15 protein-coding genes are annotated in these 15,585 nt (G+C 38.3%); 10 read left to right on the forward strand and 5 right to left on the reverse strand.

The window, feature by feature from the left end:
- Positions 1-16 precede the first annotated feature (16 nt).
- From B3C94_RS08245 to B3C94_RS08255, 3 genes are all read left to right on the forward strand, one after another.
- Entirely contained in the window at positions 17-292 is a 276-nt protein-coding gene (locus tag B3C94_RS08245; RefSeq protein ID WP_293901817.1) for a DUF7710 domain-containing protein, read from the forward strand.
- 258 nt (positions 293-550) lie between these two features.
- Entirely contained in the window at positions 551-943 is a 393-nt protein-coding gene (locus B3C94_RS08250; protein ID WP_293901820.1) for a hypothetical protein, read from the forward strand.
- 358 nt (positions 944-1,301) lie between these two features.
- A complete protein-coding gene (locus tag B3C94_RS08255; RefSeq protein ID WP_293901823.1) occupies positions 1,302-2,744 on the forward strand; it encodes an ATP-binding protein in 1,443 nt (480 codons plus the stop codon).
- 449 nt (positions 2,745-3,193) lie between these two features.
- On the opposite strand, the gene B3C94_RS08260 is transcribed toward B3C94_RS08255, so the two are convergent.
- Entirely contained in the window at positions 3,194-3,703 is a 510-nt protein-coding gene (locus B3C94_RS08260) for a hypothetical protein (RefSeq protein ID WP_293901826.1), read from the reverse strand.
- 703 nt (positions 3,704-4,406) lie between these two features.
- Between B3C94_RS08260 and B3C94_RS08265 the strand changes: the two genes are divergently transcribed.
- Positions 4,407-4,574 (forward strand): heavy metal-binding domain-containing protein, encoded by a 168-nt coding sequence (locus B3C94_RS08265; protein ID WP_293901829.1) that lies wholly within the window; start codon positions 4,407-4,409, stop codon positions 4,572-4,574.
- Positions 4,575-4,711: 137 nt separating this feature from the next.
- Here the strand turns inward: B3C94_RS08265 and B3C94_RS08270 are convergent, their stop codons facing one another.
- Genes B3C94_RS08270 through B3C94_RS08280 form a run of 3 tightly spaced genes read right to left on the reverse strand, consistent with a single transcriptional unit; the run spans position 4,712 to position 8,871 of the window.
- Positions 4,712-6,529 (reverse strand): sensor histidine kinase, encoded by a 1,818-nt coding sequence (locus tag B3C94_RS08270; protein ID WP_293901832.1) that lies wholly within the window; start codon positions 6,527-6,529, stop codon positions 4,712-4,714.
- Complete coding sequence (locus B3C94_RS08275) at positions 6,529-7,164, reverse strand: response regulator (protein ID WP_293901835.1); 636 nt, start codon at positions 7,162-7,164, stop codon at positions 6,529-6,531. The genes B3C94_RS08270 and B3C94_RS08275 overlap by 1 nt, the downstream gene beginning before the upstream one ends.
- Before the next feature lie 36 nt (positions 7,165-7,200).
- A complete protein-coding gene (locus B3C94_RS08280) occupies positions 7,201-8,871 on the reverse strand; it encodes a 7TM diverse intracellular signaling domain-containing protein (protein ID WP_293901837.1) in 1,671 nt (556 codons plus the stop codon).
- A 289-nt stretch (positions 8,872-9,160) separates the two neighbouring features.
- Here B3C94_RS08280 and B3C94_RS08285 point away from each other — a divergent pair, with 289 nt between their 5' ends.
- From B3C94_RS08285 to B3C94_RS08305, 5 genes are all read left to right on the forward strand, one after another.
- Entirely contained in the window at positions 9,161-9,778 is a 618-nt protein-coding gene (locus tag B3C94_RS08285; protein WP_293901840.1) for a hypothetical protein, read from the forward strand.
- Between the two features lie 24 nt (positions 9,779-9,802).
- On the forward strand, positions 9,803-10,243 hold the full coding sequence (locus B3C94_RS08290) for a nuclear transport factor 2 family protein (protein ID WP_293901843.1): 441 nt from the start codon (positions 9,803-9,805) through the stop codon (positions 10,241-10,243).
- A 17-nt stretch (positions 10,244-10,260) separates the two neighbouring features.
- Positions 10,261-11,505 (forward strand): OmpA family protein, encoded by a 1,245-nt coding sequence (locus tag B3C94_RS08295; protein WP_293901846.1) that lies wholly within the window; start codon positions 10,261-10,263, stop codon positions 11,503-11,505.
- Between the two features lie 108 nt (positions 11,506-11,613).
- A complete protein-coding gene (locus B3C94_RS08300) occupies positions 11,614-12,900 on the forward strand; it encodes a hypothetical protein (RefSeq protein ID WP_293901848.1) in 1,287 nt (428 codons plus the stop codon).
- Between the two features lie 17 nt (positions 12,901-12,917).
- Complete coding sequence (locus tag B3C94_RS08305; protein ID WP_293901850.1) at positions 12,918-14,336, forward strand: Ig-like domain-containing protein; 1,419 nt, start codon at positions 12,918-12,920, stop codon at positions 14,334-14,336.
- Positions 14,337-14,438: 102 nt separating this feature from the next.
- Here the strand turns inward: B3C94_RS08305 and B3C94_RS08310 are convergent, their stop codons facing one another.
- Positions 14,439-14,948, reverse strand: coding sequence for a dihydrofolate reductase family protein (locus tag B3C94_RS08310; RefSeq protein WP_293901853.1), 510 nt, complete (start codon positions 14,946-14,948; stop codon positions 14,439-14,441).
- Between the two features lie 88 nt (positions 14,949-15,036).
- Between B3C94_RS08310 and B3C94_RS08315 the strand changes: the two genes are divergently transcribed.
- Entirely contained in the window at positions 15,037-15,378 is a 342-nt protein-coding gene (locus tag B3C94_RS08315) for a winged helix-turn-helix transcriptional regulator (protein WP_293901856.1), read from the forward strand.
- Positions 15,379-15,585 lie beyond the last annotated feature (207 nt).

A 15,585-nucleotide genomic window follows, 5' to 3' on the forward strand; every position in this document is an offset into this window, starting at 1 on the left:
AAAAAAAATAAACAATATGTCAGATACAATTTGGGTTTTTCATGGAGAAGGAGGGCGGTTTTCAAGTGGAGTTTTTACTTCAATTGAAAAGGCAGAAATATGGATAAATAGACATAAGTTATTAAGAGTTTTAACAGCATATCCAATTGATGAAGGGGTGTACGACTGGGCATTATTTAATGATTTTTTCAATGTGAAAAAACAAGCTCAAATGGAACCCCGTTTTATCCAACAATTTACCTCCGCAAGTCAAGATCATTATCATTATGAAAATGGTGCCAAGGATAATTAATCTTCATGTAGTTTTGAATACATCCTGCTTTGGTGGATTGACCAACTATTTCCAGTATTCGCAGTACAAATGTTATTCCTTTTTTTGGAAAAAAGAATAGAAGCTCGAATTTTAGCAGGTTGTTCAATAAAATGAACAACTGTTGTCTCAAATATTCAAACGATCTTTACAATAGATGAATGCCCAACGCTGGTTTAAATTAGACGACAAAGTGAGCATTTAGCCAACATTACCGTGTCGAATTAGAAAATAAATAATATGACAAGAAATCTGAAAAATATCTTTTACAATTTTGAAGAAGGAAATTATGGGCTTAAGGTTGTGTTTGATTTGGACGGTTTATACCTGCTGTTCGATTCGACGAATTTTATATATACTGATGCTCCTGAATTTGATGGATGGAGAAATTGGAATAAACTAATTTATAAAGAACTTGAAAAAGATTCATTGCACGTTACAGAAATTAAAGAAGATGAATTGACAAGTTACTTCGTCAAGCTTTCAAATAGCGATGTATTTTATATTTATCAGCATATGGATTTGGAAGGGACCTGGCACCAAAATTTTACAATGGTCTCCCCGAAAGAGGGCAATTATAATGAAGTTGTAGAATACATGGAAGAGGAATGGATAGAAACAGTCGTTCCTTAATTCCGCAACATGTAGTATCATTACCCTCACTCGAAAGGAATCAGTCCAAGGGGGATAAGTTGTTCCAGTATATGCCAGTCAATGAAATTCTCCAGCAATGTAGTTTATCATTCGGTTCCTAGCGGGATTGTAAAGCGAGCATCTAGCCAACATGGCCTCCGTTGACGGTTAACGAGGGGGGCTTCTTTTTTTTTAATATTCACTTTTGTCTTATTAAAACTGCTGAATAAATCAGCTACGGTTTGTCTCCGACTTAAGGTAATTAATATTCAAATTTTATTTATTTAATTGTTATTTGTTAAAATAGATAGATTTAAAACTGCTTATTTTTATTATATTTGTTTAAATAAGATATATAATGAGCAAATCTAGTGTTATTCCTGTTCATAAAATAATTGAGCGCCTTCAGTTTGAGAACCCTTGGTGGGTGACTAAGGAGATTCCTTTGGTTTATAAAGAAATGTCCAAACGGCTGTATTTTGATTTATTTTATCCCTTTGTTAAGGAAACGGATATTAGGCGTGCTGTTGTATTAATGGGGCCAAGAAGGGTTGGAAAAACAGTGATGATGTTTCATACCATAGACCAGTTGATTAATGACGGTGTTAATCCTCAACGTATATTTTTTGTTGGGATAGATAATCCGATATACGTTCAATTGAGTTTACAGGACATATTAGATTTATGTTTGGAGTCTCTTCAATTGAAAGATCTAAGCGGTACTTATATTTTTTTTGACGAAATCCAATATTTAAAAGATTGGGAGAGACATTTAAAGGTTTTAGTAGACACGTATCCAGATACTAAATTTATCGTTTCAGGTTCTGCTGCGGCAGCATTGAAATGGCATAGCACCGAAAGTGGTGCAGGAAGATTTACGGATTTCATGTTACCACCACTTACTTTTCAGGAGTTTATTCATTTGAAAGATAAAAATCATTTGATTGCGCAAGGTCAAATAGAATATGACCGTAATCCTATTCCGTATTGGTTGCCATTAAGTATTGATGAATTAAATACAGAATTTCAAAAGTATCTTAATTATGGTGGTTATCCAGAGGTTGTGTTATCTGAAAAAATTCAAAGTGATATGGGACGTTATGTGAAAAGCGATATTGTTGATAAGGTCTTATTGAGAGATCTGCCCAGCTTATACGGAATTAAGGACGTTCAGGAGCTCAATCGTTTTTTTACTTATATAGCCTATAATACTGGAAATGAATTCTCATACGAAGTGATGTCAAGAGACAGTGGGATACAAAAAGATACGTTAAAAAAGTATCTGGAGTATTTGGAGGCTGCCTTTTTGATCAAGGTTTTAAATAAAGTTGATATTAATGCGAAAAGATTAAAGAGAGTGACCAGTTTCAAAGTATATCTTACTAATCCATCTTTAAGGACAGCCCTTTTTTCTCCGGTGAAGGCTACAGATGATGAAATGGGAAATATGGTAGAAACCGCTATTTTGTCTCAATGGATGCACCGGGAAAACTTAGATTTAACATATTCGCGATGGAAAGACGGTGAAGTAGATTTAGTCCTGGTCGACCAGCAAAAGTTTAAACCACGTTGGGGAGTAGAAATTAAATGGAGTAATCGTTATTTTGAGAAACCTCAGGAATTATCTAGCTTAATCCAGTTTTGTAATAGCAATAGCTTTAAATCTTCCATGGTTACATCGATAGATAAGTTAGGTGTGAAACAAATTGGGGATATAAATTTCACATTCATTCCTGCCTCGATCTATGCTTATAATATCGGTGAGAATACATTAAAAATGAAAACGAAATCTTATTTATAATTCAATGGCTTTTGAAAGGATTTTTTCAAAGAAAGAATTCGACGTTGAAATATCTATGAAAGAAAAATCAAGCTCATTTATGCTGAGATCTTTCATTTTATTCTTTGATCGAATTCCGTTTATCCTTTCTATATTCATGAAAACTTTCAGTTTTAGTAATACCTGGAGAGACAGGAGATTAAGTATTTTTGACCCGTTTACATTGAGTTTTTACCGATATCCTCTGCTAAAGCATGGCTAAATGGTTGAGTAAGATTTAGAATTCCCTATATGCGATGCATTTTTCCTCGAAAGACAGCAGGTTTTCATATCCCATTTTTTGTTTATGGCTTTATAGACCTGTTTTAGATCCTCCATTACAAGCTTTTTATCTTTCTCCTCCAGCTGTTCATTGATGATTAATTGTCTTTTAGGCGCTACTTTCGGCTCAAAGGTGCCGGCAGTTTATGTTACAAACTGTTTTTTATTTGGAAAATCATTCTGTCTTTTGAATCCCATTGATAATCCATAGAACATCTATATCCACGTAACCACAGTAGTCCGTCAATATTTCTTATATAAAACCCTCTTGGAAAATCCTCATTTTCCAAAACAGGTTTAGAAAAAATTTTTATAGCACCAGGAGGGTGTCTGTTTATAGATTTTATTATAAAGCTTTTTTGATCAGTATAGGTTAACCGAATATAAGGAGCAAATTCTAAAGGACAATGGGTAAGATTTAGTTTACTCATCGCAAACTCTATTTCAGCAAAAGTGCCTCCGGTTCTTAAACCTATATCCTCCAATGCTACTTCTACAATCTTTATTGTATCTCCTTTTTTGTGCGGGTTGTTAAATGGATCTGTTTCAAATAGCTGATGGGCATATTCATTTAAATGAATATGCTCATTAAATAATTTTTGTAATAATAGATCACGAGTGAGTCCTAGCGATTTTATTGTAAGTTCTTTATACTTCATTTCTCGGTATGGTATAATGTCTTGTTTTCACAAGTTTCAGGCTTTTGGAGCAAATCCTGGTGCAACAAATCTAGAAATTTGATGAAGCCCTGCCTGTCTGTGACTTTCAATCAGTATAGTTTATTATCCAAGTAATTTACTTAATTGCCCCTAAATGTCCCAAGGTTTTCAAGAGATATTTTGACGATTTTAGAAGTCTCTAAAAATAGTCGGGTGCGGGTAAAACTATCCATTTTTTCAGGATATTAGCCGCTTATGCAGTTTTGAAACCTTTCTGCGTTGGTAGACTCAGCACCTATCTCCAGCATTTGCAGTACAAATCTTATTTCCTCATAAAAAAGTATAAAAGTTCGAATTTTAGCAAGTTTTTGAATAAAATGAACAACTAATATTTCAAATAATCTAACGATCTTTACAATAGATGAACGCCCCAAGCCGGTTAACATCTAGCCCAAGCGGACATCTAGCCAAAATTGCCTCCCTTGACGGTTAATGAGGGAGGCTTTTTTTTTTTATTGTCTTCTTAAAACAGTTGAATAAATCAGCTACGGTTTCCCGTATCTTACCACTCTTCCAAATCCATACCTTAGCCTTACAGTTTGTAATAATCTTGAAAGTTAATATCTGTAAATATATTAATTCAGCATAAATAATGTATATTAGGCTTGGGTATTAACCTTGCCCGATTGAAAAGTAGCATGCCATGATAGTAACCACGACCAATTCCATCGAAGGGAGGGAGATTTCACGATATAATGATCCGATAGCAGCCAATGTAGTCATCGGTACCATTGTCTTTAGCGATATAGGAGCGAGCTATTTCGATTTTTTTGGTGGTCGCTCTACCAGCTATGAGAAGAAGATCAAGTAAATGTACAAGCGTATTACCGAAACGCTCAGGCAGCGTGCAGAGGCAACCCGTGCAGATGTTATTATTTGATCTTAAAGATATTGATTCTTTTTTACCATATATATAAGGTTTTTTGAAAATACTGAAAAACGTATAATCTATCCCAAATTTCTACAAGGTATCCAAACGGATATTAGCGTGTCTGTTTCTTGCGTTTTTAGTTCGATATGGCCTTCAAGTAAATTCAATCTATTGTAAATATCCTGTACGATGGCAATGTGATTTTTAGTTTTTTCTATGCTAAAATTAATCCTTATTCCACCGTTGGATTGGATAATACAGTAATTTATCTGCCTTTCAGGAATAGCAACGATAATTGCATCAGCAAGCATTTGGATAATTCTAAAAATATGTATGGATTCATGAGAATCGAAAAATTTATTGATATTATCGATCTGTTGGCTTGCAAATTGATGACTTGAAAATACTTCCGTTAACATACCATTAATACTTTCCGTAAGCCCTAACAGATCCATTTGATAAGGTCTCAGGCGATGCAACAAACTTCTTACTCGTGTTATAATATCTGCGATATGATTGATTGTCCTGCCTATTGCTTCCTGTGAAGTTTTATCGCTCAACTGTTGCAATCGCCATGCTTTATTTTTAATTAAGATCAATTGCTGGCCGATGTTGTCGTGTAGTTCCATGGCGACCCTTTTCTTCTCGTTTTCCTGTTTTTGCAACAACTCGCGCAGAAAAGATTTTTTTTTAGCGATGGATTTCAGCTGGGTCTGCTCTTTCTCTCGCTGATAGAAGTTAAGCCTATCTGCCAGCGCGAAAGATAGAATTAAAGATTCCAGTAACGTTCCCCAGTGCATACTGGTACTTGTAAATATATTTTCTGGAAGGATATCGATATCCTTAAGATTGTAAATTGCATTGCCCATCATCAGACTACCAAAACCAATAATAAAATAGATGGAAGGTTTATATCCTTTTCGTAGGCAAGCAAATCCGGCGCCGAACCAGTAAATAAAGAAAGGATACATCAGATATTGAATCATTAAAAAGGCATAAGCACCTTTATAGATGATATCGGTGAGAATAACCATTAAAGACAATAAACACATCAATCTGCCAGCGCTATAAAAGAAAGGAGAGTATATTTTTGTTTTTAAAAATGAATTGGTAAAAAATACACTGAATAAGCTAGCTAACCCGATAATTGTTCCAGCACTATTCAGCCAACTCATTGAGGAGAAAAAATCTGGTAGATATCCGTGGTAAAAAAAAACATTCAAGCTCCAAAAGAAAATGTAAAAGAGATAAAAGATATAGGTATTTTCTCGAGTAAGCAAATAGACAAAAAGGTTATAAATGGCAAAGGCCATTAATATGCCGAAAGTAATACCATTCAGCAGGTCATTTAGATAGTTCTTTTCGAATGCATACTGTAAGGTAATAACCTCCATCGATAAACGCAATATATTATTGCTTGTCGCGCGGATAAAGTATTCACTTTCTGTGTCTTCTGGTATATTTAAGGGGATCAGTAGGTTATTTACCCTAATTTGTTCTTTTACCCGAGGTCTGTCAGCATCAACTGAAAATACTTCGACGAGCCTTCCATGTTCCTTACGGAATACTTTTACAGATTGGAGAACGGGAGGGCAGTCGATCTGAAGATGCCATGCTGTCCGTTTACTATGGTTAGTCAGCTTGATATTTACCCATACAGCTGCCGCGGTAGCCCCTAACGAGAGTATTGGTAATTCGCTGCGATGGAAACTTGATTCCAAGACCTGTTCCGGACACAGCTGCTGTGTCGGATCCACCAAGTACATGGGATGATGGATCACGTAGTTTTCCTGGGAACCAAGCGAAATAATAAAAGGAGCGGCTGCCATGCCCTGTTTCTTTAATAAGAGAAACAGGAAGAGCGTAAAAATATGTAATGCAGCTTTAATCTTCATTATCGTTGTTCAATAGCAAACCGCAATAAACTATTTTTACCGGTTAAATTGAGCTTTCTTAAGATATTCATCCGATGATTGGATACCGTTTTTTCACTTATAAAAAGCTCTTCGGCTATGGCTTTCGTACTTTTGTAACTACCAACTAACCTGAGGATTTTAAGTTCCGATGGCGTTAACGTGCGTAGAAGATCCTCAGTCGTAGGGTTTCGATTTGTTCGACGTTGGTTAAGCAGAAATGAGCTCATTTCTGGGCTTATATAGGAGTTGCCACTTATCACGGCCTCAATAGCCTGGATGATATCGACGACGGCATTTTCCTTAAGTACATAACCAGCTACACCGATCTCAAGCGCTCTAAGAAAGGTATCCTTAGCCTTATGCATGGTTAAGAGAATAACATTGGCATCAGGTACAAATTTAATAAGCTCTTCGGCAGCTGCCAAACCGTTCATTTCTGGCATATCAATGTCCAGTATCGTCACCATCGGAAGTTGTGTACGTGCTATCGCCAATGCTTCCATGCCATTTTTCGCTGCATAGATGACTTCATATGCTGGCTCGCTTTCAATGACTTCCTTCAATCCCTTTAGGAAAATGGGATGATCGTCGGCAATTAATATTGTAGTTTTCATACGATCTATTATAAAGTTGATAATTTTTTCATCTTTTTAAGACAACTGTTTATCCAATGAATACAATGGAATTTTGATGAGTAGTTTTGTTCCATAAGTTGGGCGGCTCCTCAGATTGGCTTTCCCTCGCAAAAGCATGCATCTTTCGTGAACGCTCACAAGACCTAATCCCATTGAGACCACCTGGTCATCAAATCCTCTTCCGTTGTCATGATAATAAAATACGAGATTTCCTTTAGTTCGTTTTATACAGATTGTACATTGACTAGCATGAGCATGTTTGATGAGGTTGTTTAATAGTTCCTGTATGATCCTGTAAAGGTTGATTTGTGTTTCACGATTCAACTGCTGATCCAAATCGTCAATGGCTACTCGAATATTAACCTCAGAACTGGCATTTACTTCTTCTACAATAAACAAGATAGACCTCTTGAATCCAAGAGTCTCCAGCTGGTATGGATGGAGTGAAGATGACACGAGCCCTACCTCTTCGATCGCTTTTCCAATGTCTTGGGTTATTCCATTGAATACCGTACTGTCTTTATCCGTACTCCGCTTTTTTAACACAAAAATTTCATTTTTAAGAAGGACCAGCTGTTGACCAATGGATGTGTTGAGTTCCTTTGCTATTGTTTTTTTCTCGTGTTCCTGTGCTATTATGATACGTTTCGAAAAATTTACTGTCTGATCCATCAGTGCTTTTTTCAATTGTATCGATTCCTTTTTTAGGGAATTAAAACGAGTCGCCTGATAAAAAGTAAGTACTATGGCCTGTAGGCAAATTCCCATCTGAATATTCATGGATGTATGAAAGCCCTCGTAAAAAATGTAACTCCAGAGAAGTAGGATCACTCCAATTAAATAATACACGGCCGATTTTGTTTTGCGCCGAAAGCTATAGATCCCTGCTACAAACCAATAAGCAGCAACAATGGCTAGTACGCAACAAAGTAAATAAAATGCGATTGCGTGCACTCCGATGAGATCAACTATAAATGGAAGCACGATAAGTGGATAAATCCATTTTCGCAGGTTGTACAGTCCCGGCGCGCATTGAGCTAGCTGCAGATATTGATTGGCAAACAAAATACTAAACCATAAGATAAAGATAGAAGAGGTACTGAGCAGACGGAGTCTCCAGGACGGCATCTCGTATGTAAAATATTCATTCCAGGTCATTAAGAAAATAATACTGCAGACAACATAGCCTAAATAATATAAATGACTGCTGTCTTTGATTGCGATAAAAAGATAAAGATTATAAATCATCAGGGCCGCCAATATACCGAACATAAACCCGTTAACGATATTTCTGAAATGATCTTCCTCATAAATAGCTTCCATTGTTCCGATATAGATCGGTATTGCAAATTGGTAGCTGCTTTTGATGCGAAGGAGGTAGTTCTTTTTTTCATCATTGCGAAGATCCATAGGATGCATAAAGCCATTTATCCGCACATTTTTTTCTGCATGCAAAGTGCTTTCATCCATTGATATTTCAGAGAGATGGCCCTCGTTATCTTTTATATAAAGACTAACGGCTTCAATTGGCGGGGGAATATGAATATACCAGTCATCAGCTCCAGATTGATTTTTTATATCAATATCCAAATGAAAAGACGACGCACTTTTCTTTCTCAGGCTCGTTTTATACAGCGCTTCCGTATTGGTCACAACGAGCTCTTTAGCATTGACGCCATTGATCATATATAAGCATAGTAATATGTAAAAAAGAAATCTTAAAAACATATTCAAATATAGATAAGGTATTACGGTATAACATGGGTAGTACTGCCTATAAATATAGTGCTTTTTCCTTATTTATCTGAGTTTCTGGAGGAACTAACTTTGAATCATCTTATCTGAAAAGAGAGACATTGCTGTTTGGAAGACCTGTATCGATGTAAGCTTTTTTTAGAGAGATAAGTATCAGACACCGGCATAGCGCGCTGGTATCAAAATTCAAATCAATAAGATAATCAAAATGAAAACATTAATGAAAAAATCAAAGAAATCAGCCTGCTTATTTTCCATTGGATTTATGGCAGTAATTGTTGTACTATGCTGTACATTGTATAGTTGCAAAGAGACAGGAGCCCCTCCTGAGCTGATCGAAGGCGAGTTTGGTGATCATCCCAGAACAGCGGTGCCGGACGATCTGGTCGGTTACTGGATTGCTGGAGTCAGTTCAATCAGCAATTTTTGGGGATATGATGGCGTCTATAAAGGACCTGCCAATGAAATTGCCGTTGGATACATGTTTTATAAAGATGGCCGGGCGAAGGAATATTTTTATTATACCAGTACATCTACCTATTGCCGCACCCAGGTATTAGGTTATAAAGAGGGAACGGTAAAAATCGATCCGGTAAATAAAAGCCTGGAGATGTTTTATGCAAGCGGAAACTATCGATCCTTTAACACTTGCGGATCGAGCAACCCACCAGGTTTTGGAGAAACCAAAAAATATACCTCAGCAGAGTTGTATCCTAATAAAAAAATGCTGCTAAAAGATTGGACAATCAAAGAAAGTAACGGAAAAAAAGTACTCGAAGTCCCGCTGGCAGGAGGCGAAGTACAACGTTATGTGAAATCTAACGAACCACAAAAATAGATCATTTATTAAATAATAATTATTATGAATAAGATAACAATTTTGTTGCTCCTTGTGTGTGCACTAAGCAAGGCAGGATATGCAACGTTTAAACACAATCCCATGCGGTCATGGAACGCCGGCGAAGTTATGGAAGCCTATGTAAAAACAGTCAGTCAGGGAGAGCCCGAATGGGTGGAGCACCTCTTTATGGATGACTTTGAATATTACCTCCACGCTACAAATGAAAAGTATTCCAAAAGGCATTTTGTGAAATTTTTAAAATCGATGTCAGGTTACAGTTACGACTGCAAGACCGATTATACTGTCCTGGATGAAAATGCTTCCGCTTGTATCGCCAAGATGACGATGCAGTTTGAAAACTTTATACGCACGGATTACATCTATCTACGCGCTACACAGTCAGGATGGAAAATCAGCAAGGTTTTGGTCGAACATACTAATGAAAATCAACAATTGGGATAGCAATGAAAGGTTTATTTATGCTAGCTATCATATTGACTGGAAGCAATGTGATGGCCCAAGGACTTTTTAATAAGCTCAAACAGAAAGCTGAAAAAATAGCCGGTTCTGCCATCGAAAATGTAATTGATGGCAAAGTTAAGAAAGATGAGCAGCCGCAGTCTTCAAAGGGCACAACTACAAATCCAAGTATTTCAGACCAAGAGGCAAGTTCAACTGTTCAAAAAACTGGATTAAACAGTACAACGGTATACGACTTTGTATCCGGAAGCAAAGTTTTGCTGGCGGATGATTTTTCGCAAGATGCCATAGGGCAGTTCCCGCTAAAATGGTACACACGGAGTAGGGGTGAAGTGGTAGCCTTGAATAATACCAAAGGTCGGTGGCTTCGGCTTTATCCCGGGAGTTTCGTCAGCCCTGTTGTCAATATCGGCGAGAATGCCACAATTGAGTTTGACCTGATCATGGATTGGCCGCTTGCTGGGGGGTATATGGTACCAGCTTTCAATTTTGCTTTTTATGATCGGGGAAACAAAGGGGATATTATGTCCTACGATTACCGATTAAAAAATTGTCTCAAAGTAAGTATTGCACCTTATCGTTCGGAGGCTGCGGTCCAATTGACATCCTATGAGAATGTTGCCAAAAAGCTAGAAACAGATAAGTATCGGGTGGCTAATTTTGATAAGAAAGTCGGCGATGTTGTCCATGTGGCAATTAGTATCCAAAAAGAACGTATCCGTATCTGGCTCGACAAGGAAAAAGTATTTGATCTACCCAATGCTGTCCCGGTCAATAGCAATTTTAATCAGCTCAAGCTCGATATGGGGAGTTCTAATTATACCAATGATCAGTTGGGATTTTACGTGTCAAACTTCAGGTTTGCAGAGGGGAGCGAAGATGGTCGCTCCAAGCTGCTGAGCGGTGGAAAGCTTGAAACAAGCAGTATACTTTTTGCGACAAACTCGGCCGAAATAAAGTCAGATAGAGAGGAAATCATCAAAGAAGTCGCCAACGTACTTCGTGGGGACCCGACGATGAAGATCCGCATTATAGGTCATACTGATGCTGTTGGAAATACAAACACCAATTTGCTGTTGTCCAAAAAGCGCGCTGATGCGGTCCGTGATATGTTAATAAATGATTATCAGATAAACATGGCTCAGATAGAAACAGATGGTAAAGGGGACACGGTACCGGTAGCTGATGAATCCAGTGAACAGAATAAAGCAAAAAATAGAAGAGTCGAATTTGTGAAAATATAGCCCAGTGGTCTAGGTAGTATTACCCATGAATATAAGCAATTGCCTCTAGAAAAATAGCACGATGGTCGCTGTACTTTTGCTTTTGTTGATCATTAAAATTATTAAGAAATGAAAAGAAAATACAATTTCTGTTTTTATATTATTATCTGTCTCCACCTCTTTGGTATAGGGTTGATTTCTTCCTGCAAAAGGGATCCGGTTGAGCCAGAAAACGATACTGAAATCGAAATTACTCCCTTAGTTAGGCCCGTTGGAGCTTCCGAAGGCGAGATTTCAAGTAAAGTTATCGGTGCCGCTGGAGGCGTATTGACATCTGCTGATGGGCAATTGAAAATTGATGTTCCAGCAGGCGCTTTGACCGAAGATAGGGAAATTTCAATCCAGCCAATTGTGCAGACCAACATTGCGGGAATTGGCCTGTCTTATCGACTGATGCCCCATAATGTGATTTTTAAAAAGGCTGTCACACTTACTTTTGACTGGAATAAGATCGCCGCCGAAATAGGTCTACCGCAGACCCTTGGATTTGCTTATCAACAGGAAGACGGTGTCTGGAAATACGTCGGGGCCAGTAAAATGGATATGACTCAAAAGACAGTGAGTTATGAAACGCTACATTTTAGCGATTGGTCGTTGATGAATCGATTGACACTAGAGCCTTACGAAGCGACTGTCGAACCAGGAAATAGCCAGTCCGTGCGGGCGCTTATTTATACACAGACGACCTGGGATGATCTCTTGACACCCCTGACAGGTCAGGTGCAGGCGTCCGAACCGGGGTATCCTGTGGGGATGCCAGCATCGTTACCCAGCAAATTTATCGATTCATGGGAGCTGATAGGCCCGGGTAAAATTGTCAAAGAGGATATAAGTACAGTGACCTACCAGGCACCGGCCAGTGTTAATGGCAGTGCTACCGCTACGGTAAAACTCAAGTTAAAGGCACCTCGAGCAGGGACCTACCTGTTGCTTTCCAATCTTCATATTTCGGGTAATGGCTGGATCGAACTAAGTATCGCTGGCAGTTCTCCTGTGCGCTTTCCAGCCTCTTCAGCTGCAAAGTCGGGCAATAAGTATCTGCTGTCGAATCCTGAAAATGAGGGCGGAGGATATTTCCTTTTGAGTTGGAACGGTGGGGTGGGTGAATACACTTATGACATCGCAAATGGAGGTAATCATTTCCATTTTCAGACAGCAGAAACGACTTATATGAGCCGGTATCTGGATAAGATCATTAAGAATATTGTTCCCAGCGGTGGTCAGATCAGTGTTACAAAAATAGATAAGGGTTGGGTTGAAGGATCTTTTCATGTCACAAATGCAGGTTATGGACCATTCTTGTCGAGTCTTACTACCGCAAATGGACGGTTTCGAGCCAAAATCTTTGAAAACTAAATGCATTCTCATAATTTATGAATATCAAATCGCTAAAAACAAAAAGCAATTGGCACAGTGTGAGCCTGCATCTATTTGTATTACATATTTTAATACTTGCCGCAGCCTGTGGCCGAGACGATATTTCCCCGGCCAGACTAAGCAGTATAAAACTAGAACAGAAACTGGTTTCTCTTGGGGTGGGAAAATCGATAAAGTTATCCGTGAAGTATACACCTGTGGAAATTAAAGATTTAGATTACATATGGTCAACAACGGATCCCCAGATAGCGACTGTAGCAGATGGTATCGTCTATGGTCATCAGGCCGGCGAGACCAAGGTAACGGTGTCAGTAAAGGGACAAACTTTAAAAGCGAGCACAATAGTACGCGTACTACCCATATTGCCGGCTACACTGAAGTTAAGTGCCGCCAAGACAACATTGTTCGTCGGGGAGGAAGTACAGATCAACCATACAATAGCGCCTGAAGATGTCTCTGATACGAATCCAGTTATTGAATGGAATAGTTCCGATACAGGTATCCTTACCGTAGACAATGGGAAAGTGAAGGCGGTCGGATCTGGAACAGCCCAGGTGAGCGCAGTGATTCGGGGGACGGTAATAAAAGGAGAAATCACTATACAAATACAGCCAGTCCCGGTTGCATCTATTGAGTTGAATAAGATTCAGGCCGAGATCCAAGCTGGTACGGAACTGCTGCTAACTGCAAGAGTGTTACCTGTCAATGCAGACCACCAGAATCTGCTTTGGTCGTCCAGTGATGAGGCTGTCGCCACTGTTACTCATGGAAAAGTTAAAGGACTGAAACCTGGACAGGCATTGATTAAAGTGACTGCACCGAATACCGAGAAGAGTTCAGTTTGTACCGTTACTGTAAAACCTGTTCAAGTACAGCGTTTAGAGCTATCATTACAGAGTTTGGTACTCCTAACGGGAGCGAACTATCAGCTTGCGGCTACCGTTTTCCCTGACGCTACCAGCAACAAAAATTTACAGTGGACCTCATCAAATAACAACGTCGCAACGGTTAACGCGCAAGGATGGGTGACTGCAAGAGGAAGGGGGACTGCGATTATTAATGCCGTGTCAGCCGCCAATCCACAGGTATATGCTAGCTGCAATCTGAGTGTGCTAAATGATGAAGATCAGTTATATACGCAGATTACTAGTACAGGACGAGTATCGGACAACGCTTATGTAACTGCAGATTTTAATACTCTATTTGAAAATGGATCGCGTGAAGTTGTTCGTTTAGTCTCCTGGGAAGTACTTTCCTATACCGGAGAACTGATAACCGGCGATTATCTGTCTCGAATAATAGCAACCAGTATACAGCAAAGGCATCGTGGACAGGTCAGGAAAGTCTATCGGCCCTATGTCCGCTATATTTTTGAATTGAAAGGACAGCGTTACGAAAGGCGCATGGATATTTAATCAATATGTTTCTATGTTTATTTATGACCCCAATTCCCAAAAGGATGCGGGGTTTTAAAAGCCCTGTATTCACTAGGTGATTTGTTTTTGGTCTGTTGTTATTCAGTCTTCTTTCGTTAGATGCAATTGAAGAAAACCGTTTTTAAGCTTCTGACCTTTGTACTTGAACGTTGAACTTAACTGCTCCTTGTTTGCTAAAATTGCTCCAGCTCCAGTGATTATAGGGCTGACGTTAAAATAAATATCGGTAACCAAATCCTTGTCCAAAAAAGCGTTGAAAGTACCTGCTCCGCCTCCAACGGCTATTTCCCGCACTCCTTTTGCAGACATATATGCAATTGCTTCTTCAGGACTTGCAACAGTGTTGTAGCCATCAGCTTTATAATGTTTATCGGCCAATATGATGATTTCTATTCCATTAAAATGATCTTTTATCGGATCTGGAAAATTTAGAAAATTTTCAAATGTTTTCAATCCTATCACTACATTTCCAACCTGCCTTACAAAATGTACGTAAAATTCCATTGCTTCCGGTGGCAGTTTATGATGCGGATTATCTGATATCAGAATTCTTCCATTAACTGAAATATTTGCGATTACTGTTACTTTCATAAGATTTTCTTTAAATTTCTGTTCAACAAAACTATTGGATATTCAATATATATTTACTATTCATTACCTTTAGGAAAGTAACTATCCTATGAGCAATAAAAATATTGATAAAGAAACTATATTGGCATTAAAAGATGGCATTGAATTGCTCAGTGGTAAATGGAAATTTTGTATCCTGCACAATTTGCAGAAACACGGCACAATGCGGTTTAAAGATCTGCAAGAGATGGCTCAGGGAATATCCCCAAAAGTTCTATCCAAGGAACTTCAGGAATTGGAAGATAATTTACTGGTTAGTAGAACGGTTAATAACACGAAGCCGGTAACCGTTTCTTATGCGCTTACCGCCTATGCTCAAGAAACGGAGGAAGTTGCCAATGCTTTAATTAAATTTGGTCTAAAGCATAGAGATAAAATTAAAGCAAAATGAGATTTCTATTTTAACAGCTCATCTGGGGAAGTTGGGAGCCTTCTGTATGTAACAATCCGAATAATTATTCCTAACCTTATTAAGTATTGATAAATAATATTTATCTTTAAGCTAATGTTATTTTTCCTATGCGGCTAATCATGGACGCGTCAGGTTAACCTAAAGCCTCATTTATGCATATTATACCACTACCGTCCAAAACGATTA

This window comes from Sphingobacterium sp. UBA5670, assembly GCF_002420705.1.
Taxonomy (GTDB): Bacteria; Bacteroidota; Bacteroidia; order Sphingobacteriales; family Sphingobacteriaceae; genus Sphingobacterium.